The sequence below is a fragment of the Pseudomonas sp. ICMP 8385 genome (assembly GCF_002699915.1).
In the GTDB taxonomy this organism is placed as follows: domain Bacteria; phylum Pseudomonadota; class Gammaproteobacteria; order Pseudomonadales; family Pseudomonadaceae; genus Aquipseudomonas; species Aquipseudomonas gessardii.
Genome location: NZ_LKBY01000119.1, coordinates 24,749 through 47,645 on the forward strand (window position 1 = coordinate 24,749; position 22,897 = coordinate 47,645).

At 59.5% G+C, this 22,897-nt stretch carries 27 protein-coding genes and 2 pseudogenes; 17 read left to right on the forward strand and 12 right to left on the reverse strand.

The window, feature by feature from the left end; genetic code table 11:
• Positions 1–97 precede the first annotated feature (97 nt).
• Positions 98–2,719, forward strand: a complete 2,622-nt coding sequence (traN, locus tag AO268_RS23145; RefSeq protein WP_033040477.1) for a conjugal transfer mating pair stabilization protein TraN — start codon at positions 98–100, stop codon at positions 2,717–2,719.
• 44 nt (positions 2,720–2,763) lie between these two features.
• Here the strand turns inward: traN and AO268_RS23150 are convergent, their stop codons facing one another.
• Complete coding sequence (locus AO268_RS23150) at positions 2,764–3,600, reverse strand: hypothetical protein (protein ID WP_047296868.1); 837 nt, start codon at positions 3,598–3,600, stop codon at positions 2,764–2,766.
• A 153-nt stretch (positions 3,601–3,753) separates the two neighbouring features.
• Here AO268_RS23150 and AO268_RS23155 point away from each other — a divergent pair, with 153 nt between their 5' ends.
• On the forward strand, positions 3,754–5,004 hold the full coding sequence (locus AO268_RS23155; RefSeq protein ID WP_013100886.1) for an RNA-guided endonuclease InsQ/TnpB family protein: 1,251 nt from the start codon (positions 3,754–3,756) through the stop codon (positions 5,002–5,004).
• A gap of 385 nt (positions 5,005–5,389) precedes the next feature.
• On the opposite strand, the gene AO268_RS23160 is transcribed toward AO268_RS23155, so the two are convergent.
• The 4 genes from AO268_RS23160 to merR form a co-directional block, all read right to left on the reverse strand.
• The gene (locus AO268_RS23160; protein ID WP_024015038.1) at positions 5,390–6,361 is read right to left on the reverse strand and encodes an ExeA family protein; all 972 of its coding nucleotides are present in this window, start codon (positions 6,359–6,361) and stop codon (positions 5,390–5,392) included.
• Complete coding sequence (locus AO268_RS23165) at positions 6,351–8,081, reverse strand: DDE-type integrase/transposase/recombinase (RefSeq protein WP_218927887.1); 1,731 nt, start codon at positions 8,079–8,081, stop codon at positions 6,351–6,353. Before AO268_RS23165 ends, AO268_RS23160 begins: the two co-directional genes overlap by 11 nt.
• 4 nt (positions 8,082–8,085) lie before the next feature.
• Positions 8,086–8,661 carry a recombinase family protein gene (locus AO268_RS23170; protein ID WP_033902375.1) on the reverse strand — a complete coding sequence of 192 codons (576 nt, stop codon included), beginning with the start codon at positions 8,659–8,661 and terminating at the stop codon, positions 8,086–8,088.
• Between the two features lie 216 nt (positions 8,662–8,877).
• Complete coding sequence (merR, locus tag AO268_RS23175) at positions 8,878–9,312, reverse strand: Hg(II)-responsive transcriptional regulator (protein WP_000429838.1); 435 nt, start codon at positions 9,310–9,312, stop codon at positions 8,878–8,880.
• 71 nt (positions 9,313–9,383) lie between these two features.
• Between merR and merT the strand changes: the two genes are divergently transcribed.
• The 8 genes and pseudogenes from merT to merE all read left to right on the forward strand — a co-directional run bounded on the left by merT (position 9,384) and on the right by merE (position 12,717).
• Positions 9,384–9,734 (forward strand): mercuric ion transporter MerT, encoded by a 351-nt coding sequence (gene merT / locus AO268_RS23180; RefSeq protein WP_001294667.1) that lies wholly within the window; start codon positions 9,384–9,386, stop codon positions 9,732–9,734.
• Positions 9,735–9,749: 15 nt separating this feature from the next.
• Positions 9,750–10,025 (forward strand): mercury resistance system periplasmic binding protein MerP, encoded by a 276-nt coding sequence (gene merP / locus AO268_RS23185; RefSeq protein ID WP_000735441.1) that lies wholly within the window; start codon positions 9,750–9,752, stop codon positions 10,023–10,025.
• 2 nt (positions 10,026–10,027) lie between these two features.
• Entirely contained in the window at positions 10,028–10,273 is a 246-nt protein-coding gene (gene merF, locus AO268_RS23190) for a mercury resistance system transport protein MerF (RefSeq protein WP_000654684.1), read from the forward strand.
• Positions 10,270–10,404, forward strand: a pseudogene (locus AO268_RS33305) (cation transporter); the annotation flags it as partial. The gene merF and the pseudogene AO268_RS33305, both read left to right, overlap by 4 nt.
• 23 nt (positions 10,405–10,427) lie before the next feature.
• Positions 10,428–10,664 carry a hypothetical protein gene (locus AO268_RS33310; protein WP_257154434.1) on the forward strand — a complete coding sequence of 79 codons (237 nt, stop codon included), beginning with the start codon at positions 10,428–10,430 and terminating at the stop codon, positions 10,662–10,664.
• Complete coding sequence (gene merA / locus AO268_RS23195) at positions 10,582–12,102, forward strand: mercury(II) reductase (protein WP_257154435.1); 1,521 nt, start codon at positions 10,582–10,584, stop codon at positions 12,100–12,102. The genes AO268_RS33310 and merA overlap by 83 nt, the downstream gene beginning before the upstream one ends.
• Positions 12,103–12,118: 16 nt before the next feature.
• The gene (gene merD, locus AO268_RS23200) at positions 12,119–12,484 is read left to right on the forward strand and encodes a mercury resistance co-regulator MerD (protein ID WP_003465059.1); all 366 of its coding nucleotides are present in this window, start codon (positions 12,119–12,121) and stop codon (positions 12,482–12,484) included.
• Positions 12,481–12,717 (forward strand): broad-spectrum mercury transporter MerE, encoded by a 237-nt coding sequence (gene merE, locus AO268_RS23205; RefSeq protein WP_001087809.1) that lies wholly within the window; start codon positions 12,481–12,483, stop codon positions 12,715–12,717. The genes merD and merE overlap by 4 nt, the downstream gene beginning before the upstream one ends.
• 52 nt (positions 12,718–12,769) lie before the next feature.
• Here the strand turns inward: merE and AO268_RS23210 are convergent, their stop codons facing one another.
• The 3 genes from AO268_RS23210 to AO268_RS23220 are packed head-to-tail and all read right to left on the reverse strand — an operon-like array spanning position 12,770 to position 14,871.
• On the reverse strand, positions 12,770–13,384 hold the full coding sequence (locus AO268_RS23210; RefSeq protein ID WP_000904941.1) for a recombinase family protein: 615 nt from the start codon (positions 13,382–13,384) through the stop codon (positions 12,770–12,772).
• 60 nt (positions 13,385–13,444) lie between these two features.
• The gene (locus AO268_RS23215) at positions 13,445–14,662 is read right to left on the reverse strand and encodes a TniQ family protein (protein WP_003465063.1); all 1,218 of its coding nucleotides are present in this window, start codon (positions 14,660–14,662) and stop codon (positions 13,445–13,447) included.
• Entirely contained in the window at positions 14,659–14,871 is a 213-nt protein-coding gene (locus tag AO268_RS23220) for an NTP-binding protein (protein ID WP_024015044.1), read from the reverse strand. Before AO268_RS23220 ends, AO268_RS23215 begins: the two co-directional genes overlap by 4 nt.
• 1,596 nt (positions 14,872–16,467) lie before the next feature.
• On the opposite strand from AO268_RS23220, the pseudogene AO268_RS33860 reads away from it, so the two are divergent.
• A pseudogene (locus AO268_RS33860) lies at positions 16,468–16,578 on the forward strand (hypothetical protein); the annotation flags it as partial.
• A gap of 228 nt (positions 16,579–16,806) precedes the next feature.
• Positions 16,807–17,511: a methyl-accepting chemotaxis protein gene (locus AO268_RS33865; protein ID WP_370588167.1), complete on the forward strand. Its 705-nt coding sequence runs from the start codon at positions 16,807–16,809 to the stop codon at positions 17,509–17,511.
• A gap of 55 nt (positions 17,512–17,566) precedes the next feature.
• Here the strand turns inward: AO268_RS33865 and AO268_RS23235 are convergent, their stop codons facing one another.
• From AO268_RS23235 to AO268_RS23255, 4 genes are all read right to left on the reverse strand, one after another.
• Positions 17,567–17,851: a hypothetical protein gene (locus AO268_RS23235; protein WP_425311902.1), complete on the reverse strand. Its 285-nt coding sequence runs from the start codon at positions 17,849–17,851 to the stop codon at positions 17,567–17,569.
• 216 nt (positions 17,852–18,067) lie between these two features.
• Positions 18,068–18,349, reverse strand: a complete 282-nt coding sequence (locus AO268_RS23245) for a type II toxin-antitoxin system YafQ family toxin (RefSeq protein ID WP_011282522.1) — start codon at positions 18,347–18,349, stop codon at positions 18,068–18,070.
• Positions 18,336–18,599 (reverse strand): type II toxin-antitoxin system RelB/DinJ family antitoxin, encoded by a 264-nt coding sequence (locus tag AO268_RS23250; protein WP_020303033.1) that lies wholly within the window; start codon positions 18,597–18,599, stop codon positions 18,336–18,338. The genes AO268_RS23245 and AO268_RS23250 overlap by 14 nt, the downstream gene beginning before the upstream one ends.
• 170 nt (positions 18,600–18,769) lie before the next feature.
• Positions 18,770–19,663, reverse strand: a complete 894-nt coding sequence (locus AO268_RS23255; protein WP_033902376.1) for a cation transporter — start codon at positions 19,661–19,663, stop codon at positions 18,770–18,772.
• 100 nt (positions 19,664–19,763) lie between these two features.
• Between AO268_RS23255 and cadR the strand changes: the two genes are divergently transcribed.
• The 5 genes from cadR to AO268_RS33315 form a co-directional block, all read left to right on the forward strand.
• A complete protein-coding gene (cadR, locus tag AO268_RS23260) occupies positions 19,764–20,171 on the forward strand; it encodes a Cd(II)/Pb(II)-responsive transcriptional regulator (protein ID WP_024015046.1) in 408 nt (135 codons plus the stop codon).
• A 130-nt stretch (positions 20,172–20,301) separates the two neighbouring features.
• Positions 20,302–20,649, forward strand: a complete 348-nt coding sequence (locus tag AO268_RS23265; protein WP_024015047.1) for a DUF3703 domain-containing protein — start codon at positions 20,302–20,304, stop codon at positions 20,647–20,649.
• Positions 20,646–21,155, forward strand: coding sequence for a signal peptidase II (gene lspA / locus AO268_RS23270; RefSeq protein ID WP_003452327.1), 510 nt, complete (start codon positions 20,646–20,648; stop codon positions 21,153–21,155). Before AO268_RS23265 ends, lspA begins: the two co-directional genes overlap by 4 nt.
• Positions 21,155–21,901 carry a helix-turn-helix transcriptional regulator gene (locus AO268_RS23275; RefSeq protein ID WP_024015048.1) on the forward strand — a complete coding sequence of 249 codons (747 nt, stop codon included), beginning with the start codon at positions 21,155–21,157 and terminating at the stop codon, positions 21,899–21,901. The genes lspA and AO268_RS23275 overlap by 1 nt, the downstream gene beginning before the upstream one ends.
• Positions 21,902–21,969: 68 nt before the next feature.
• Positions 21,970–22,897, forward strand: a 928-nt coding sequence (locus tag AO268_RS33315; protein ID WP_257154439.1) for a sterol desaturase family protein, incomplete at its 3' end; no start/stop codon positions are given.

Sequence of the window (22,897 nt, forward strand, 5' to 3'; positions counted from 1 at the left end):
CTTTGCTTTTTCAGGCGATTTTGTTGCCTGAAACCGCGCCATCATTTCTCACCCTTCCCCTAGCATCGAAGCATCCCCATTTTTGGACATGCGATCGATGCGACAACCACTCAAAACAACGCTGAGACGGCTGGTCAACGTGACCGTGATCGGCCTGTATCTCAACAGCATGACCTTCACAGCCTGGGCCGACGCTGTGACAGCAGGATCTGCGGCCGGTCAATCGGTAGGCCAGCAGGCACTTCAGGTATTCGATGGTGGGGACGCCTCCGTCACGCTTCAGGATCTTTTCCCTGAAACTGGAGACACTGCCTCGCTCGAGAACGTCTACGGCGACGATGTGAAGACGATCGATCTCGGGTTGCGAGCAAATACCCGCCTCCAATCGGAATCGTCCTCTGAGGGAGAGGCATACCGAACCCTGATCGACAGCGGCAACCGCATGTCGGTAGATCTCTCCAACGACCCTATGCTCAATCAGGCTGATCAAGTTCGTTCCCCTGACTTCATGGATGGGTTTAAGCAGAACTTCGCGGACTGCACCTCTACCGAAGTTTTTGAGAACGTGACGAAAAACGCCCATGTTGCCAATTACAAAACATGTGAGCGCGTCGTGGATCAAGGCGGAAACGTTGAGTTCCTGCATGACTACAAGGTAGGTGTAATCGAATACGTTTCCGGGCAGCCAAACTTTCAGTCGTGCGGACCAGGTTGCTTGTACATCTGGGTCGGCACGGTAGGGGACAACTACTGGAGCGGGAACTGCAAAATCTATGAGGAGTACACCCGATTCCGCGTGATAGCCAAGGACGCCATTATTTCAGCTACCGTCGACAGAGCTGTTTTCGACGATTATTTCCAAATCCTTTTCAATGACGAAATGCTTTGGACGCACACACCTGGTGTCTTCCCGCCGGAAACAGCTGGAAGCTGCGAACGCGGAACAAGCTGGAACGTAGCTCCGAACAAGGTGATCACTGACAAGTTCGGCAGCGATGATGACGTGATCACGTTCAAAACCCGCACCTCGGTTACCGGTGGTGGTGAGGGTTACGCCCGCATCAAGATCATCTATGACCCGGCAAAGGCGTTTGTCGATAATGGTTGGGGGCCGGAAGAGCGCCTGCCTATGTTCGACATGATCGAGGATGGGTTCTGCACCAACGCTCAGATGTCGTGCACGTCTATGCCGGCGGTGGACGCCAATGGCTGTACTGAAACCAATGGCGTTCGGATCTGCCGCTCTGACATGCCACCATCCCCGCACCCGAGCATCGATCCGCTTTGCAAGAAGGCCCAGGTAAGCGCCGAGTGCTCCTACTACAAGGGGAATATGGATTGCTACACGGACGCCCAGGGTGTGCAGCGGTGCCCCTCAAATGATGGCGGCAACCTGAATACCTGCACCCAGTACGAGCAGAACCCCAGCTGCGGTTTTATCTCTCAAGGTTGTATTGATGGCGCAAAAGGCGAGACAGGCTCTTGCTATGCCTTCGAGGAGGTCTGGGACTGCGGTTATGACACCAGCTACGAAACTATCGTGAACACTGGGGCCCAAATCGAATGCCCTGGTGGGGCGCGCTGCATGGGCAGTGAGTGTTTCGACTCGTCGAACACGAAAAGCGGCGATTTTGCCTATGCGGTGGCCATGCTTCAGGTTGCTCAGTTTGCTGAGCACGACCTGGACTGCGGTGGTGATGGTACCGATATCAACGAGGCCAATGACTGCAAGGTGTTCAAAGGCGAGGCTATGGAGTGCAAGAAGGCGCTCGGGGGCTATGTTGACTGCTGCGAAGCGCCGGAAAGCGTAAGCATCTTCGACTATGTAAACCTGACCATGAACACTCTCAAGATGACCAGCTCACTTGAGGCATTGAGCAGGACAGGAAATCTCTTTGCGCCGGGATACTGGGCCGCGGGCACTGAAGCTGCCATGTCTGTCGGCTCCTCGGTTATCAAGGGCCAGTGGGGCACCATTGTCGATAGCGCCACTGCTGCGTTCAATGAGGGATTCCAAGGTGCAGCGATGGGACAGATTCAGCAATGGCTGATGCAGCAGGCCTATGATGCAATGGTTGAAATGGGGGCCTCTGCTGCTGCAAATGCGGTATTCGCTACAGGTGCAGAAGGCACCGCGACCCAGGGTACTGTTACTGGACTAAGCGCCAACGCTGCGATGGTAGTTAATATCATCGGCTGGGTTTATATGGTCTATGTGATTGTGGATCTGCTGATCAACATTATTTGGGAGTGCGAGCAGAAGGAGTTCGAGCTTGGTGCGAAAAAGGAAACCCGGCAATGCCACTTTGTTGGCAGCTACTGCGCATCCGAAGCACTTGGGTCATGCGTTGAAAAGCGAGAGGCCTATTGCTGCTTTGGCTCGGTTGTAGCGCGCATCATTCAAGAGTCAGCCCGTGAACAACTGGGGTTGGGATGGGGTGACGTAAAGTCGCCTACGTGCGAAGGAATTACGCCAGCTCAGATGGCGCAGATGGATTGGTCGCGTGTGGATCTGTCTGAGTGGATCGGCATGCTGAATCTTGCAGGGCGTCTTCCTACCGCTAATACAGTTTCCCTGGAGGATATTACCGGGAGTGGTAGTAAACTTCAGACAACAGATGGAGAAAAGCGTCTGAACACATTAGATAGAAACCTACAGAGGCTTGAGAATTTCGATGTAGACGCGGTAAAGAGAAAGGCAGAGGAAGGGCTGCGATAAAATAAGCCCCGCGCTGGCGGGGCTTTTTTTATTTATCAGTTGTTTTATTTTCCGATGAAATACATCGATTGACCTTTATTGATAATGCGCGCTGGAACAGAGTTCTTCCGCAGCCTTTCACCTGGGTGGTACATGTAAAACCATTCAGGTAGTTTCTCCGAAACCTCAATCATGGCGTCCAGTGTAGATATATCGTTTTTGTTTCCGTCAATTGTATACTGCCCATGATGAATAAATATCGGCCCGTATGCCTCGGAAGAAGCAATGAAAGTAGGAGGAACTGAAGCTACCCCGTCAAACTGAACCGGGGTCTCTTTCCAAATTGCTACGGGGTCAACATAGGCTTTCCCACTACCAGGCGGATATTTTCCAACTTTAGGCGTGAGTGTTGATCTTTGATTAGGGAAAGCTTTAAGGCGGGCCTCATCAAAAAGTTTTAGTACAAGAGCAGATGCTTCTTCGGGGGACTTAGCAAGTGTGGATGGGACCCACGCGGCTGTTTGATACCCCCGAGCTGGATCGCTCGAACCGCCGAGTAGAAAGAGTCCTACCCCAAGGCCAAGAGCTGCATTGCTGCTGACGCCTGAGGGCGGGGACGCATAACCGCCTGCGGCAATAGCGACATCGCCCACAGACGAACCGCCCGTACCTGAAGTCGCTGTTGTCGGGCCGGATGTAGCCAGCTCGAGAGGAACATCACGCTGGCCAGAAATGTTCATGGCAGTCAGAACGTGCATTGCATCCGACCATTTTTCCTTCGGTACATTCTGCGGATCAGGCAGCTGCACGGTGGCAGTCTTCGGCGTGGAAGAGCACCCGACCAGGAGGGCAATAGTTGCTGCGAGGAGGCCGGTGTAAATCGTTCTACGATGGTTCTGCATGGTGAAACTCCTTGTTTTGATAGGCATAGGTTACCGGCTTCGGCGGGAATCCCAAGCGAAGCGAATGACTGGTGGGCTTTCTACGCATTGGACGGGTAGCGCACGCCTCGCGGCGGCCCTATACTCGACACTGTACAGATAGCCAGCAATCCAATGCTCAGACGCCAAGCCTACAAATTCCGCATCGAACCAACCGGCGAGCAGCAGCGTAAGCTGCGGCAGTTCGCAGGGGCGTGCCGATTCGTTTTCAACAAGGCGCTGGCGGTGCAGCAAGTCAACCGCGAAGAAGGCGGCAAGTACATCGGCTATGTGGCCATGGCCAAATATCTCACCGCCTGGCGCAACGGCGATGAAACGCCTTGGCTGAAGGATGCCCCGGTGCATCCCTTGCAGCATGCGCTCAAAGACCTCGACCGGGCCTATCAGAACTTCTTCGCCCAGCGGGCCGACTTTCCCCGCTTCAAGAAACGCGGTCAGCGCGATAGCTTCCGCTACCCCGATCCCAAACAGATCAAGCTCGACCAGGGAAATTCACGCATCAACCTGCCCAAGCTGGGCTGGCTGCGCTATCGCAACAGCAGGCAGGTGCTGGGCACGGTGAAGAACGTCAGCGTGAGCCTCAGCGCCGGGCACTGGTGCGTTTCGATCCAGACCGAGCGCGAGGTAGATGTACAGCGGCACTCCTCCCCGCTGGCGGTCGGCATCGATCTAGGCGTGGTGCGTTTTGCGACACTTTGGGATGGTCGACAGGAAACAGTGTTGCAACCGCTCAACAGCTTCAAACGGCATCAGCACCGGCTGGCAAAGGCCCAGCGGCAGATGAGCCATAAGACCAAATTCAGCAACAATTGGAAGAAGGCCAAGGCTCGCGTCCAGCGCATTAACCGTCAGATCGCCGACGCCCGAAACGACTACCTGCATAAGGCGACTCACGCCATCAGCCAAAGCCACGCGCTGGTGTGTGTCGAAGACTTGAAGGTAGGCAACATGAGCCGTTCGGCCAAGGGCACCGTCGAGCAGCCAGGGCAGAGCGTCCGGCAGAAGTCGGGGCTCAACCGCGCGATCCTAGATCAGGGGTGGGGAGAATTCCGCCGTCAGCTCGACTACAAGGCCCAGTGGGCCGGTGGTTGGCTGGTAGCGGTGCCACCGCAGCAAACCAGCCAGCAGTGCCCCGAGTGCGGACATACCCATGCGGGCAATCGACAGACTCAGGCACTGTTTCTCTGCTTGGCTTGCGGCCACTCTGACAACGCCGACCGAGTAGGCTCCAGGAACATCCGTGAGCGCGGATTGAAAACGCTCGAAGGGCAGGGCCATGCCCCGATCGCCTGTGAAGTGAACGGCGCTGTATGGCCGTCAGCAGCAGGAACCCGCCGAAGCGAAGAAGCTGCATTCGCAGCCTAGCGCCGTAGGAATCCCCGGCCTTGCGGCAGCTCTGTGAGCGAAGCGAGAGGCTGGAGAGGATGTCAAACGGTTGTTGAGGTCGTACCCAAGCACAAGAAAAACCCCGCCGTGGCGGGGTTGCAGTCATCGACTCGTAGGTGTAGCGGCCTGCATTTAAAAACGTCCCGACCTGCAATCAATACGATTTTCGACCGGAATTAACTGCGACTGACCGGCCCGGCAAACCAGAAAAACGTCCCGACCTGCAATCAATACGATTTTCGACCGGAATTAACTGCGACTGACCGGCCCGGCAAACCAGCATTAACTGCGAATGAGCCTGCATTGATCCGCGCCGACCTGCATTCCATCGTCGCCAGCCTGCATTATTTGCAAATGACAGGACTCAGATAGGCAAGCCCGCTGCCAGCATCTTGTCACGTAACTCAACCGCCCGCGCCGGGTCTAGCGCATTACTGAACAGAGCCTTGATTTCGGTGGGTTTGGCATCGAATTGCTCCACTAGATCCTTGATGCGGTAGCCGTGACGAGTGAGGGTTGGCTCCAGATCATCCAGTTGGCGCGACAGCACCGATTGCACGAGTTCCGCCGAAACGGGTTTCTCGCCGGTCAGGTAGCCGGCTTCCAGTGCCAGGCTGAGGTGCAGTTGGATTTGCAGTGGCGTGCGCAGTTTAGTGGCGAGTAGGTCGATCGCGTCTTCGGTCAGAATCGACTCGGGTTCGACCTTCCCCGCAGTGCAGGTTTCCAGCAGCCACTGAATGTATTCCCGCTGACTGCCAGCAATGCCATCGAGCGAGAAGATGTCGGTGCGGTAGCCGATTTCCTCCATCGTCGGTCGGCGCAGGTCGTTACGCAGCTTGGGATGCCCGGCCAACACGATCGACAGCCGCCCGTCACCGTCCTCCACCAGCTCCATCAGACGCTTAAGACCGGTCAGGGTATGGCCGTTGAGGTCATGGGCCTCATCGACGAACAGGGCGACCGGGCGCTTGTTCTTCCTCACCAACTCGCGTAGGTCACGCTCACGCTTTTCGCCCTGGGTGGGGATGCGTACCTGCTTCTCGGTGGAGAGGTCATAGAAGAGCGCTGCGATGAAAGTGGCCAGCTTGATGCTGTGCTTTTCAATGGCGAGAGACTTGGAGACCGTGATCTTCTTTTCCTCTTCCATCGCTTGTTGAAGCCGGCGCAGCATTACGGTCTTGCCGCTGCCGATGACGCCGCACAGTGCAATCAGCCGTCCTTCGAAGATCGCCCCCTTGATGTCCTTGATCAACTGCTGATGGTGGGCGGTTTCAAAATAGCCGGCCTGGTTCAGTGGCAACGCCAGTCCGTAGTGCTGCATTACTTCAGCCCGCATGTTCTTCTCCTGTTTTCTTATGGCGGAAGTAGCCCCGCACGCGCTCCAAGACAATGCGGCGTGTCAGGGTTTCGCTCAGCACCTGATGGATGAAGGCTTGATCGTCGGGAGAGAGCTTAGCCAACGGCTGCGCTAGGTCATCGGCAATGGCGAGCTTGGCGGCGATGGCATTGGGAAACCGGTATTCGTGCGCCTCGGCATCGAAGGGTTGGCGTGGCAGTGCCGTCGGAATAATAGAGGGTGTGAGTCGCACATCGTCGCCAGCCAATGCGGCGATAGGCAGGCCAAGCTGGCCGGCTAGCAAGCGGATGCGATCAGAGCGCTCATCCGCCTTGCCGCGTTTGAAGGCGCGGTAACGATGTAGGGGAATTGGCCCGGAGACGGGGTAGTAAGGTCCGAAGCGCTCCCCCTCGAACTCGGCATAGAGTTCGTCATCGAACAAGCCCCAGAGCAACACCACGGTTTCGCCCGCCATGTCGGGCTCCACCTCGTAGGCCGTGCCGTCGATGGTGACGCGGGCATCGACGCCGACCTTGCGTCGTTCCGGCTCGCGGGCAAAGCGGCAAAACTGTTCCCAGGTGCACATTTCGCGCAGGCCCTCGACGGGCAGGTTGGCCAGCCAGTCCTCAATCCGCGAATGCGGTTCGGAGCGATGATCCTGCACGTTGTAGGTGCGCACCAGATAACGCAGCAGCCACTCATTGGCCTGCGCTTCGGTTTCCGGTTTGTGGAAGTGATACAGCGTCTCGTGGGCTTCCTTCACCGTGCGGAAGGGGCGCTCCACTTTGCCTTTCGAGCGAGCCGTGGTGCGGGTGCCATCCTTGCCGGCCGGGATGTGTGTCTGCCATTCGATGTCCAGCGCCTGCATGACGTTCTGGAATACTCGGCGTTTGGCCACCGGGCCGTTGTCCAGGTAGATCATCTTCGGGCGGCCTTGGAAGGGAAAAGTCGGGTCCGCCTTCAGCGTCATGGCGTTGAACAGGAAGCGCAGCGCTGACTCCGCGTCCTCGCCATATACACAGTGGTACTCCTGATAGGCCACTCCGCTGCGGTCATCCACCACGCTGAACAGCATCAGCGTCGGCATGCCCCTAGCCGGATCGATCCAGTCCGGCTTATCGATGTGCTTGAGGTCGGAGGGCGACAGGTCGAACTGCCAGCAGTCATTGCTGTGCGCAGCCTGAAAGCGGGTGGCCGGTGGTTGCCGCAACAGCCGCGACTGGTCCAGGTGCCAGCGGCTTAGGTACTCGTTCACCGTGCTGCGGGTCAGAACCCCTTTGGGCGCCTTGACCAAGCCTTGCTCGGTTTCCACCCCATAGCCCTCCAGCAGCTCGATGGCACGGCGGGTAGATAGGTGCCGCCCTTGTTTGTTGGTGGTGCGCAGTTTCAGCGCGGCAATTAGCTCGCAGTAGCGCTCCAGCTCGGCCTGCTGCAATACCCGCGGCTTACCATGGTCGGCGCGGTGAGCCGCGTGGGGTTTATGGATGAGGTTCAGCGCCCGGTATACGGTGCTTGGGGACACGCCGTACACCCGCGGCTTACCATGGTCGGCGCGGTGAGCCGCGTGGGGTTTATGGATGAGGTTCAGCGCCCGGTATACGGTGCTTGGGGACACGCCGTACAACTCGGCTATCGCGGCCACCTGAGTAATCCGTTCCGGGCTTTTCTTGGGCAGACGGTCGAGCCGCTGCCGCAACTGCATCAGCGAATCGGTCGGGATGGCTTTACGCCGCCCGCTGGGCATCACGCTCGGCCTCGGTGAGATAGTTGTAGAGCGTCGAGCGGCCGATGCCCATCATCCGACAGATTTCCGCCACGGTATGTTTCCGCTCATGGTAGAGGCGCAGGGCAAGCTCCTGCTTGGCCGGGTCGAGCCGTTTCTTGCGTCCGCCCTTGCGGCCTCGCGCCCGTGCAGCGGATAAGCCGGCTTGGGTGCGCTCGCGGATTAGGTTGCGTTCGAACTCGGCCAAGGCACCGAACAGGTGAAACACCAGGCGGCCACCAATCGAGGCGGTGTCGATGTTTTCCTGCAAGCTGCGCAAGCCGACGCCGGCGGCGTCCAATTGCTCAACCAGCCGGATCAGATCCTTCAGCGAGCGGCCGAGGCGATCCAGGCGCCAAATCACCACGGTGTCGTCACGGCGTAGCGTGGCCAGCAAAGCGGTCAAGCCAACCCGCTCAGCCTTGGCACCGCTGGCGGTATCCTCGAACACCCGCTCGCAGCCGATCTTCGCCAGAGCATCGCGTTGCAGATCGAGGAGTTGGTCGTCGGTCGAGACGCGGGCATATCCAATCAACATGGCGTTGTCCAACTATTCAGCGATAGTTCAGTGTAGTCGGATACTGAAAGATGGAGACTGTAGTTGGATGCCAACGATGCGGGTTTGCGTGGGAATTGTGTCACTTTCAGAAGGCGACAGCACGAAATATCAAAAGTCGACCGCACGGTCTTTTCTGACGTTGGAGTCGCCTCAGAAAACGGAAAATAAAGCACGCTAAGGCGTAGTTCCCTCGGGCTACACCGCGTCCGCACTGCGCGGTTCTTTCTTCCCTTGCAGTGACGCAATCAGCGGGCAGGAAACGTTCCCCTTCCGCGCATGGCAGGCGCACACCAAATCAGACAGCACGGCCTCCATGCGCGCCAGGTCAGCCATCCTCTCGCGCACGTCCTTGAGCTTGTGCTCGGCCAGGCTGCTGGCTTCCTCGCAATGGGTGCCATCCTCCAGCCGCAGCAGCTCGGCGATCTCATCCAGGCTGAAGCCCAACCGCTGGGCTGATTTCACGAAGCGCACCCGCGTTACATCCGTCTCGCCATAGCGGCGAATGCTGCCGTAAGGCTTGTCCGGTTCCGGGAGCAAGCCCTTGCGCTGATAGAACCGGATGGTCTCCACATTGACCCCGGCCGTCCTGGCGAAAACGCCAATGGTCAGGTTCTCCAAATTGTTTTCCATATCGCTTGACTCCGTACATAACTACGGAAGTAAGCTTAAGCTATCCAATTCAGATTCGAAAGGACAAACGTATGTCTGAACCTCAAAACGGGCGCGGCGCGCTCTTCACTGGCGGGCTGGCCGCCATCCTCGCCTCGGCTTGCTGCCTCGGGCCGCTGGTTCTGATCGCCTTGGGGTTCAGCGGCGCTTGGATCGGCAACTTGACGGTGTTGGAACCCTATCGCCCCATCTTTATCGGCGTGGCGCTGGTGGCGTTGTTCTTCGCCTGGCGGCGCATCTACCGGCCGTCAGCCGCCTGCAAACCGGGTGAGGTTTGCGCGATTCCCCAAGTGCGAGCTACTTACAAGCTCATTTTCTGGGGCGTGGCCGTGCTGGTTTTGGTCGCGCTCGGATTTCCCTACGTCGTGCCATTTTTCTATTGATCACAGGAGTTCACCATGAAAAAGCTGCTTTCCGCCCTTGCCCTCGCTGCCGTTGTTGCCCCCGTGTGGGCCGCCACCCAGACCGTTACGCTGTCCGTACCGGGCATGACCTGCTCGGCCTGTCCGATCACTGTCAAGAAGGCGATTTCCAAGGTCGATGGCGTCAGTAAAGTTGACGTGACCTTCGAGACGCGCGAAGCGGTGGTCACCTTCGATGATGCCAAGACCAGCGTGCAGAAACTGACCAAGGCTACCGAGGATGCGGGCTACCCATCATCAGTCAAGAACTGATCATGAAAGACCCGAAGACACTGCTGCGGGTCAGCATCATTGGCACAACCCTCGTGGCGCTGTGTTGCTTCACCCCTGTTCTGGTCATTTTGCTCGGTGTGGTCGGCTTGTCCGCGCTGACCGGCTATCTGGACTATGTGCTGCTGCCTGCGCTGGCGATTTTCATCGGCTTGACCATCTACGCCATCCAACGAAAACGCCAAGCCGATGCCTGCTGCACCCCGAAATTCAATGGAGTAAAAAAATGACCGAAATCACCGTGAATGGCATGACCTGCACATCCTGCGCCACCCATGTCAAAGATGCTTTGGAAAAGATTCCCGGCGTGAATGCCGCTGTGGTGTCCTATCCAGAAAGCCGCGCGCAAGTCATGGCAGACACCGCNCCCATGTCAAAGATGCTTTGGAAAAGATTCCCGGCGTGAATGCCGCTGTGGTGTCCTATCCAGAAAGCCGCGCGCAAGTCATGGCAGACACCGCCGTGAGCCACAACCAACTGCTGGCCGCCATCGCCGCATTGGGTTATCAAGGCTCGATCCGGGTTGGTGATTTCAAAGATGAACCAAACCGCCGTGAGCCACAACCAACTGCTGGCCGCCATCGCCGCATTGGGTTATCAAGGCTCGATCCGGGTTGGTGATTTCAAAGATGAACCAAAAATCCGTGATGCACTTGAGGGCGCCGGTTTGCATATCGCCATCATTGGCAGCGGCGGGGCCGCGATGGCGGCGGCGCTGAAGGCCGTCGAGCAAGGCGCGACGGTCACGCTGATCGAACGCGGCACCATCGGCGGCACCTGCGTCAATATCGGCTGTGTGCCGTCCAAGATCATGATCCGCGCTGCCCATATTGCCCATCTGCGCCGGGAAAGTCCGTTCGACGGCGGTATTGCGGCAACTGTGCCTGCGATTGACCGCAGCAAACTGCTGGCCCAGCAGCAGGCCCGTGTCGATGAACTGCGGCACGCCAAATACGAAGGCATCCTGGACGGCAATCCAGCCATCACCGTTTTGCACGGTGAAGCGCGTTTCAAGGACGACCAGAGCCTGGTCGTCCGTTTGAACGAGGGTGGCGAGCGCGAGGTAACGTTCGACCGCTGCCTGGTCGCCACCGGTGCCAGTCCGGCCGTGCCGCCGATTCCGGGCCTGAAAGAGTCACCCTACTGGACTTCCACCGAAGCGCTTGTCAGCGACACCATTCCCGCACGCCTGGCCGTGATCGGTTCGTCGGTGGTGGCGTTGGAACTGGCGCAAGCCTTTGCCCGGCTCGGCAGCCAGGTCACGATCCTGGCACGCAGCACCTTGTTCTTCCGGGAAGACCCGGCCATCGGCGAGGCCGTGACAGCCGCTTTCCGCGCCGAGGGCATCGAGGTGCTGGAGCACACGCAAGCCAGCCAGGTCGCCCATGTGAACGGCGAATTCGTGCTGACCACCGGACACGGTGAATTGCGCGCTGACAAGTTGCTGGTTGCCACCGGTCGGGCACCGAATACGCGCAGCCTCGCGCTGGACGCGGCGGGGGTCACTGTCAATGCGCAAGGGGCCATCGTTATCGACCAAGGCATGCGCACGAGCAACCCGAACATCTACGCGGCCGGCGACTGCACCGACCAGCCGCAGTTCGTCTACGTGGCAGCGGCCGCCGGCACCCGTGCCGCGATCAACATGACCGGCGGCGACGCAGCCCTCAATCTGACCGCGATGCCGGCAGTGGTGTTCACCGACCCGCAAGTCGCCACCGTGGGCTACAGCGAGGCGGAAGCGCACCACGATGGCATCGAGACCGACAGTCGCACGCTGACACTCGACAACGTTCCGCGAGCGCTTGCCAACTTCGACACACGCGGCTTCATCAAGCTGGTCATCGAGGAAGGTAGCGGACGGCTCATCGGCGTGCAGGCGGTGGCCCCGGAAGCGGGCGAACTGATCCAGACGGCGGTGCTCGCCATCCGCAACCGCATGACGGTGCAGGAACTGGCCGACCAGTTGTTCCCCTACCTGACAATGGTCGAGGGGTTGAAGCTTGCGGCGCAGACCTTCAACAAGGACGTGAAGCAGCTTTCCTGCTGCGCTGGATAAAAAAAGGAGGTTTTCAATGAGCGCCTACACCGTGTCCCGGCTGGCCCTTGATGCCGGGGTGAGCGTGCATATCGTGCGCGACTACCTGCTGCGCGGATTGCTGCGTCCGGTGGCGTGCACCCCGGGCGGCTATGGCCTGTTCGATGATGCCGCCTTGCAACGGCTGTGCTTCGTGCGGGCGGCCTTCGAGGCGGGCATCGGCCTGGACGCGCTGGCGCGGCTGTGCCGGGCGCTGGATGCTGCGGACGGCGATGAAGCGGCCGCGCAGCTTGCCGTTCTGCGCCAGTTCGTCGAGCGTCGGCGCGAAGCGTTGGCCGATCTGGAGGTGCAGTTGGCCACCATGCCGACCGAGCCGGCACAGCACGCGGAGAGTCTGCCATGAACAGCCCCGAGCGCTTGCCGTCCGAGACGCACAAACCGATCACCGGCTACCTGTGGGGCGCGCTGGCCGTGCTCACCTGTCCCTGCCATTTGCCGATTCTCGCCATTGTGCTGGCCGGCACGACGGCCGGCGCGTTCATCGGAGAGTACTGGGGTATCGCAGCCCTCACGCTGACCGGTTTGTTCGTCCTGTCTGTGACACGACTGCTGCGGGCCTTCAAAGATCGATCATGAGCGCTTCCCATTGAGACAAACCACGCTGTCGCTACGTTGCCTCATGCCGGCATCAAATTCGGCTGAGTAGCTTCTCGCCATCTGGACGTAGCTCACCCTTGGGTGAAACATGCCGATACAGGGTCTGCCGCGTGACGCCAAGTTCCTGGCACAGGTCGCCGACCTTGGTCTCTGGCTGACCCATTGCCGCCATCGCCAGCCGCAGCTTGGCGGCGGTCATCTTGAACGGCCGGCCGCCTTTCCGCCCGCGCGCGCGGGCCGAGGCTAGGCCGGCAATCGTGCGCTCCGCGATCAACTCGCGCTCGAACTCGGCCAGGGCGGCGAAGATGCCAAAGACCAGCTTGCCGGCGGCGGTCGTGGTGTCGATGGCCGCGCCGTGCCCGGTTAATACCTTCAAGCCGATGCCGCGCCCAGTCAGGTCGTGCACGGTGTTGATGAGATGTCGCAGGTCGCGTCCGAGCCGATCCAGTTTCCACACGACCAGTGTGTCGCCAGTTCGCAACGCCTTCAGGCAGCTCGTCAAGCCGGGCCGATCCTCGCGCATGCCGGATGCCTGGTCCTCGTAAAGATGTACTGGATCGACCCCGGCGGCAATCAGCGCGTCGCGCTGCAAATCGGTAGCCTGGGAGCCGTCCGCCTTCGATACCCGCATGTAGCCTATCAGCATGTCGTACCTGTCACATATACGTTCGATTATGTGACAGTGTGAGCCAGAAAGTTCTCGCCGTCAAAAACTGTCACTTAACCCGTCATTTAGTCTAAGACCTGCAAACGGCCATTCAGGCTCGTAATGTGACAAAAACTCCGGCGGGATGCCCTCCTTGGTGAACGTGGCGCGCAAACGTTCCAGGGATTCGGGGTCGCGTCGCCCGTAGGACGCCAGTGTGAACAGCAAGCGGGCCGTCTCCGGGTTGTGTCGCGCTTCAATGATGGCCTCATCGATGGCCTGGGCTGCTCGTTGCCAGTGGTTGATGGGTTCCGGCTTCGGCACCTTCGCCGGCAGGCCGTTGGTGAAACCAGTGTGCGGCTCCGTCTGAAACAGCGCGGCCTGTTCCCCGCGCGGGATCAGCGCCTTTGACTCGATCAGCGTGATGGCGGTGGCCGCCGCCTCCAGCATCTGCCACTGCACCGCCGGGGCCAGAATCTCGTAGGGACGCCACAGACTCTGCCCGGCGCGCAGCGGATGGCCGCAGCGCTCCCAGACATGGCGGATGCTCGCCGAGCAACTGCCGCAGTGCGAGAGCGGCGTGTTCAGCTCATCAAGCAGGGTGCGCAGCAGCCGGAACCACAAGCCGGCGTGGACACGCCGACGCGGCAGCTCCACAAAACCCGTCGTCAGCGCCTGCCAGGTGCGCCGGTCCATGCAGGCGATTGCGTCATCGGCAGGGCGCGGCGCAGCATCGGCGATTTCCCACTGAAGATACCGGCCGGGCATGCCCCAGTAGGACTCCAGCCAGCAGCCATGCTGCGGGCAGCTCAGCATCAAGGGGAGCTGCCAGACGAGTAGCACAGCTTGATTCGTTGGATCGTTCAGACACTGCGGACACGCCCGGCGAATCGTCTGGCTCGGTAGCCAGGCACGCCAGCGAGTGATGGACCGCACCTTGCGGGTGCGCTTGGGCAGGAGCACCGCGCATTGGAATGTATAGGTTTCCAAGGCTGCTGGTACCGAATCGTCGAGACTGTCGAGCAGCCACGGCACCCAGCCTGCAAGACTCATGCTGCGCAACCGCTCCAGCTCGACGCCACTGCGCTGGCAGAGCGCCGTCAGCAACGACAAGGATGGTGCGGTATCCAGGTCATCAAGTTGGCTGTGACCAAGATCGTGGGCCAGCAGCTCGTGCACGTCCATCTGGTAGCAGGCGGCGACCCGGTTGAGCCATGAGGACAGGGCTTCGCCTTCCTTGGGTGCCGGATGCAGCGGCCAGCGCGGCGCGGACTTCACATCAGTTCCCGCTCGAACTGTCGCCGCCGCTCACTGGGGCCGATGTAGTCGGCCATGCTGAGCGTGCGGTGGTTGATCGCTTCCTCGCCACTCTCCACGGCGGCGACGGCCGCCGCCACCAGCAGATGTGCAAGCTCGCCGATGGTGCCTTCGCTCCGGGTGAGCAGGTAGCTGTACCGGCTTGCAATCGAAAACGGCCGTGCTCGCAATCAGCGCAATTTCCGGCTCAGATTAACTGCGACTGACGGAGCCGTCTGGCTCAGATTATTTGCGAGCGAGCTTGCATTCAGCCGCGCCGGCTTGCATTCCATCGTTCCCTACTCACATTAACTGCAACTAGCCCCGTCTTTAGAGGTGGTAAAGATGCCGATGATGGCCATGGTGTTCTCCTTTCGGATTCATGGTCGCGCCCATCGCGTCCTTGTTGTGAGCCGATCGGCGGGTGAGGGCCGAACGCACTGCCAATGCAGCCGAAACGTAGAGAAGGACCTTGAGCTCCGAACAATTTGTTGCGCGAGAAAGCCGCTCGCCGGCGGGGAAAATGTTCGGTGGGAACGGTTGTGGGCCCAGGTCCGATCCCGCCAGGATTCACGACGACTCAAGGACGCATGGCTGACCGGCCGGACAGGAGTATTGGCCGACTCTAAACACCAGTCGTAGGCGCTGGAATCTCGCGACATGCGTAGCCCTTGCTTGGCGAAAAATATTCCCGATCGCCGAGCGCTCGATCTGACATTCGTCGTTCGGTATAGTAAAGAGTGCAGACCAGGCAGATAGGGGCGCCGGTAGCTTAAGGCCAAACCAGAGACGAGCCGCGCGAATGCTCGCCGAGGACCCGGTTTTCAAGCGCATGAGCTTATTTGACCGCGACGGAAACTTGGTCTCCTCAAGCCACGCGGATGAACCGCAAAAACTCCCTGCGGGTTGGCTGTCGCAACTGCGCGAACACACGGGTAGAAGTGCCCCGGCCAGGCGCGGAGGCTTCGATGAGCGCGGATCGGACATCTTGTCCTAACGGTCGACCCCGCCAGCGGGGGCTTCGTCAGCACCGCGCTGCAATTGCCGGCAGGGCTCTGGGACAACCATCTGCGTCTGGTCTGAAAGCGTTCAAGTATCGCAGCGGTACGCCGACATAAGGGGGCGAACGAACGGTCATTTGGCTGACCGCTCGCTCAATCTTGCGTATGACTCAAGCGCCCCCCTTTCGATACGAGACCGCCCAGATGCTCTTGAAAAAATCCCTGCGCGCTCAGCTGCTCACACTGATCGGCGGCAGCCTGTTGGTGATATTGCTGATCGCCTTCGCCAGTTTTTCCTTCTTGTCGGATGACATTTCCAAGTATCAACAACTACTCAAGGGTCCGATCGAAACGTCGCGCCTGATCGACGAAGCCAACGTGGAATTCAAAGTGCAGGTGCAGGAGTGGAAGAACGTCTTGCTGCGTGGCAAATCACCTGAAGCCTTGAGCAAGTACTGGCAAAGCTTCGAGAACCAGGAACGAAAGGTCCAGGACATCCTGGGCAGACTCGTTGAGCGAAGCGAGCACAACCCTGCCCTGTCAAAGCAGCTCCGCGACCTGCACGAGGAGCACCGGCGCCTCGGCGCCGCCTACCGCGCGGGCCGTGCGGCCTACATCGCCGGCGGAAACGATCCATTCGCCGGCGACGAGGCGGTTCAAGGCATCGACCGTGCCACCAGCGAACAGCTCAGTGGTTTGGTCATCCAGCAGCGCGATTCGGCGCTGCATCGTTCGGAAACCATCAGCGAAGCCGCAGATCGTAAAATAGTCGTCGGCTCGTTGGTAATGCTAGCCGCTGGCGTTTTCATCGCCTTGCTCAGCCTATGGTTGGTAAACCGCAATCTGATCGCCCCCATCCGTCACCTGATCGACCACATCGCCAAGCTCAGCCAGGGCGACTTTGCACAGCGCGTCGATGCGTCCCGTGCTGACGAATTGGGACGTCTGGCAGTTGCCGCGAATATCCTGCGTGACTTCCTTGCCGATACGTTCACCCTCCTGCAACGCAACACCTCGGACCTGGACAGCGCCAGTGGTGAATTGAGCGCCATCGCCGCACTGATGGGCCAAGGCACTCGCGAGCAGTTCTCGCGCACCGATCAGGTCGCTACCGCCATGCATGAAATGTCCGCTACGGCGCAGGAAGTCGCCCGTCACGCCGCCGAAGCCGCGCGTGCAGCGGATGCGGCCGATCATTCGGCGCAGCAGGGTGAGACCATGATGCGTTCGACTATCCAGACCATTACCCACATGCGCGGCGAGATCAGCAACACCGCCGAGGTAATACGCCGTCTGGAGACCGATAGCGGTCGCATTGGCAAGGTGCTGGAAGTTATTCGCGGCATCGCCGACCAGACCAATCTGCTGGCGCTAAACGCAGCCATCGAAGCCGCCCGCGCGGGCGATGCCGGACGCGGGTTTGCCGTCGTTGCCGACGAGGTGCGCACGCTGGCCAGGCGCACCGCCGACTCCACCGCTGAAATTCATCAGATTATCGACACGGTGCAGACCGGCGCGGTGGATGCGGTGCGTGCGATTGAAAATGGACAAACCCGCAGCAACGAAGGTGTCGAACAGGTTACGGAAGCGGGCAGCATGCTTCAGCGCATCACCCAAGAAGTCGAAGCGATCCGCGACATGAACCGTCAGATCGCTACCGCTGCCGAAGAGCAGACGTCCGTGGCGGAAGATATCTCGCGCAATCTGACCGAAATTACCGCCATCGCCACCACCAACCAGGACAATGTCGAGCGTACCGAGGCAGCCAGCCAGAACCTGCATACGCTGTCGGCCCAGCTCAGCGAAGTGACGCACCGCCTCGCGGGCTGACACAGGCTCTGCTCCGGCCCTAGATGATCGGTGTCACCACGTTGCTAGGTCCGACTCATCCGAGTTCGAGGGAGTTGGGGCAGGGCCGATCAACATGGCTTGTCTCGTGCTTGGTCGATTCGTTCCTGCATCGCCTGCATGACTTCTCGTGGGTGTACGACTTGGCGTTGGGGTCGTCGGCCTCACGGAGAGCTTCTTCGACCTCGCGGGTCATCCGCTCATATTCTTCTGGCCACAGCGCTTGCTCCATGCGCAGCGACGCCTGCCCCAGTAGGTGCAGACCGAACAGACGCATGTCATTGGTGGCGATGACGTGCTCTCGAATCCGCACCTGGATCACCTCATCGCCAGTTGATGCAGCTTCAACAGGTCGGTGCGCAGTTGCGGAGGCCCGCCGTCTGCGTTGTCACTCAATCGCCGCGCAGCTCGTCCACGGCATCGACTGCCCGCAGCAGTGCGGTGGTATCGAAACTCTCGGGAGTCAGTTCGTTCCAATCGTCGTCGGTGATGCTGATTGTCATGTAGCTTCTTTCCTTGTCCTGGGCAGACCCCGGCGTTACAGGCCAAGCTCGCTATGCGATCCGAGACGCACGAGTTGCAGCACGGCGTCATCCGGCTTGCGGTAAATCAACACCAGGTCGGGCTTGATGTGACAGTCCCGGTGGTCTTTCCAGTCGCCGGTGAGGGCGTGGTCACGGTGCTTCTCGGCCAGAGGCTGGTTATTCGCCAGGGCTGTGACGACGGCAATGAAATCGCTCGCCAGCGTCTGACGATGCGGGCCTTTGGCTTCGCGTTTATAATCGCGTTTGAACCGGCTGGTCTGTTCAATCGTCCGCATTCAGATCCGCCATCAGATCCTCGACGGAAGCGAACGACTTCAAGCCGCCACGGCGCGCTTCCTTCATCGCCTCGATGGTGGTGGCGTTCGGAATCAGCGGCTCGAACGGCAAGGCTTTCTCGCGGGCGACTCGGGTCAACATGATGCGGAAGGCGTCAGACACGGTGAGTCCCATCGCTGCCAGCACGACGGTCGCCTCTTCCTTGATGTGCTCGTCGATACGGGCACGGACTACAGCATTTGCGGACATGGTTTGATCCTCCAGATTGATGAGCTACATTGTAGCTCAATCCTTCCAGGAGTGCACCCAGCACACCTCGCCAGAGGCGTCTATCAAACGAAGGTTTATTGGACTGTCCGTACCATTGATGTTCACTTGTAGAAAGTGAGCCCATCGCGATGGAATACAGGATCGGTTGGTCAGGCTTTCAATGCCAGGATTCGGCGCGCACCGTTCAATACGATGAGGCCAACGACCGTACCAATCACCAAGTCTGGGTAGGGAGAGCCCGTCCACGCAACCAGCGCGCCGGCGACGATAACGCCAATGTTCGCGAGCACATCGTTGGCCGAAAAAATCCAGCTCGCTTTCATGTGTGCACCGCCTTCGCGATGGCCATAGATCATCAAGAGACAGCTGGCGTTTGCGACGAGTGCAACTAAGCCAATCCCCATCATCAGCATCGACTCAGGTTCGCTGCCATAGTGGAAGCGTCTAGCCACCTCCACGAGTACGCCCAGTGCCAACAGGATCTGAAAGAAACCCGCCAGGTGCGCAGCGCGAACTTGCAGCTGTGCACTGCGGCCGACGGCAAAGAGAGCCAAGCCATAGACGGCAGCATCCGCAAACATGTCCAGCGAGTCGGCAATAAGGCCCGTCGACTGAGCGATCAACCCTGCGCCCATCTCGATAACAAACATGGCAGCGTTGATGCCGAGCAAAATTTTCAGGGTGCTCGCCTCTTTCGACGCCGCTAATTCCTCATCAGCGCGATTGGTCGAGGCTGCTTCCTGACTAGCTGGTTGAGTCCCCAGTAGCGCTGCCCCTAGACCCAGGGACTCCAGCTTGGTAGTGATTGGGTCAACCGCCCCGTCATGGAAAGCGAGTACCTGCCTGCTGCTCAGATCAAAGGACAACGAACGAAGCTCAGGCAAGCTATTCAGCGCGAGCCGAATCATTCGCTCTTCCGAAGGGCAATCCATCTTGGGTACAGAAAAATGGCTGACCCAGGCTCCTTCGGTCGAGGGCGCGCTCGCTGCTTCAGCAGGCGCTGACACTGAACCGCAGCCACAGGATTTTTCACACGAGCTCATGATCCGCCTCTCCTATCAGGTTCAATTCTGGCAATTGAAAACCATATAGCAGGTATAGGGTCAAGCCTGGATATACTGGCTGTTTATCGAGGAGCAGCCTATGCGCATTGGTCAACTTGCACAGCTGACGGGAGCGGACATTCAGACCATTCGTTTCTATGAGCGCCAGGGCCTGCTTGCATCGCCCAATCGCCAGGCAAATGGCTACCGAGCCTACGAAGCGGATCATGTGGAGAAACTGCTGTTCATCCGCCGTTGCCGGTCCTTTGGCATGTCGTTGGACGAAATTGGTGTTTTGCAGAGCGTTCAAGCACAGCCGCAGCAACCGTGCGCGGCGGTCAATACGCTGCTTGATAGCCATATCGCCCAGGTCAGGGCCCAGATCGCATCCTTGCAAGCCCTGGAAAACCAGTTGGTGACGTTACGCAGCTGCTGCGATGACGAACGACAAAGCCTGGACTGCGGAATACTTTCGGGTCTAGTGGAGGGAGGCAAACGGCTTCCATAAGGCGCGCTAGAAAAGTGCCATTCGCTTCTGCTCAAAGCGTAGAGCTTGACCCTATAGCGGCTACAGGGTGTTCACTTGCACGATCGGCCCAGAATCATGGCCTTCCAACTGCTGCGCAAGTGAGTTCCAGATGAATACCGCCCTCCGCAATGCCATCGATGAAGCCTTTTTCCAGGCAAGGACAGCACTCCGTGAAAAGGCGCCAACCGAGGCATTCCCCTGGCTCGAGCGCGCCCACATCTTGAGCCAGCACATGCCCGTCCTGCATGCGCGGAGCCATTGGTTGATGCTAAGGGCTGGCTGGCAGTTGCGCGACTACCGGGAAATGTTCGGCCAAGCACCACGGATCATCGCTGCCGTGTTGTTCTCGAAGATCTGGGTACCGCTCGGCAATACCGGACGCGCGAGGATCAGTGCATTCGCGCCGATGCCCGTCTCACCCGGATTGCAGCGACTGTTTCAGGGAGCGAAACAATGAAATCGCCACTTGGAATGGCGCACCGTATCACTCCCGGGCTCTGGTGGACGCTATCGCTAGCCGTTGCCCTGGCCGACCAGGCGATCAAATATGTAATTGAGGGTTCGCTCTCGGTCGGCGCCGTGGTTCCTCTGACCCCAGTCTTCAATCTGGTCCATTTCTGGAATACCGGCGCAGCGTTCAGCTTCCTAGCTGACGCGGGCGGTTGGCAGCGCTACTTCTTCATTCTCCTCGCACTGGTTGTTTCGATTGGGCTCGCGTTGCTCTTGCGTAAGCCCAGGGCCAAGCTCGAAGCGCTGGGCTATAGCCTCATACTGGGAGGGGCAGTGGGGAATCTGATCGATCGCAGCTTCCGAGGCCATGTGATCGACTATCTGGATTTTTTCTGGCAATCCTGGCATTGGCCTGCATTCAACTTGGCGGACATCGGCATCGTGGGCGGTGCCGCCATGTTGCTCCTGAGCAGTGTGCTGAGTCCAAGCGCGGAACTGGACCGGGGCAGATAATGCGAAGCTCGGATGCCGCAGAAGTGGCTCGCTGGTCAGGCCATGCCTGGGTCGGCCCCGGTATCGGCGTCTTTCTCGGCCATGCCGCCCACCAGGATTGGCACCATCATCAAGCACATCAAATTGCAGTGGGGCTCGACGCCGCGATAACGGTTGAAACGCCGTTGGGTGGGCAATCTGGGGCTGCCATCTTGATTCCGGCAGGCTTGAAGCACCGGCTCAGTGCTGGGCATGTCCTGTCGATCTACCTGGATGTGCTGTCCGATGAGGCGCGTGCCTTGCGGGTGAGCGGAGCCGTGAGGCTGATGGAGATCGTAGCGGCCGATATTGCTGCGATGGTCGAGGCACTGAGGGCGTCGGGGCATTCGCCTGTCCAGTTGCAGGCGCAGGTACGTCGGCTGTTGCGGCTTGCCGATCCACCAATCCCTGATCCGCGCTTGACCAAGGTCACCGCAGCGCTGCGCGAAGGCCAAATGGGGCGTGAGGCAATGGCCGCGTTGGTGCATTTGTCACCCACGCGTTTTTCCCATTGGTTCGTGGAGCAAACCGGCCTGCCGTTGCGCAGCTATGTCAAATGGCTGCGCCTCACCCAAGCCCTGCAACACCTGGCCAAAGGGGGACGGCTGACCGAAGCCGCGCATGCGGCAGGTTTTTCCGACTCGGCGCATTTCTCCCGGACATTCAGGGCGCTGCTGGGCATCGATCCGTCCTCCGCCCTGGCTGCGGTCGATCTCCAGAAGTCATAGCTCTTTCGTTCAAGTCGAACGTCGTCCTCTGCACCTACCGTGAAGGCTCTCTACATAGGAGCTGAGCGATGTCCACTTCTCTTCGATTCGCCCTACGCTGGTTGAGCTATCCGCTCGTGTTTGGTGGCAGCGCCGCCTTCATGGTCTGGGCCTTGTACGCCGGGGTGCCGTACTGGCCCAGCACACCCTTGGTAGCCGCAGTCGGTCTATTGGCCGTCGCGGGGCTGGAGCGTATCCAGCCTTTCCGGGAGGGCTGGCTGGAGGATCACCAGGACACCCTGACCGACCTGGTGCATATGCTGGTGAATCTTTCCGTCATCCAGTTCACCGCCGAAATCCTGGCCAGGCTGGGCGATGCAGTGCCGGCTACAGTTCGTCTCTTCCCAGTCGAGAGTCCACTTTGGGTTCAGCTGCTGCTGGTCGCCGTCGTGCTCGATCTGAGCCTGTATGCCATGCACCGCATCAGCCACCACGTACCCTGGCTGTGGCGTTTTCACATGATTCACCACAGCGCCGAGCGCTTGTACTGGATGAATGGGGAGCGCCGGCATCCCCTACATGCGATGCTCATGGCTGGCCCGGGACCCTGGCTGTGGCGTTTTCACATGATTCACCACAGCGCCGAGCGCTTGTACTGGATGAATGGGGAGCGCCGGCATCCCCTACATGCGATGCTCATGGCTGGCCCGGGATTGGTGCTGCTGTTTGCATCCGGCGCGCCTTCGGCAGTGGTTGCCACCTGGTTCGGCATTCTGACCGTTCACTTGGGCTTTCAGCACTCGAACCTGGATTACCGGCTGGGAGCATCCGGCGCGCCTTCGGCAGTGGTTGCCACCTGGTTCGGCATTCTGACCGTTCACTTGGGCTTTCAGCACTCGAACCTGGATTACCGGCTGGGTTGGCTGCGCCATGTCATCGGGGTGGCTGAAATTCATCGTTGGCACCACAAGCGCGACTTCGAAGATGCCCAGGTGAACTGCGGCGAATTTCTGATGG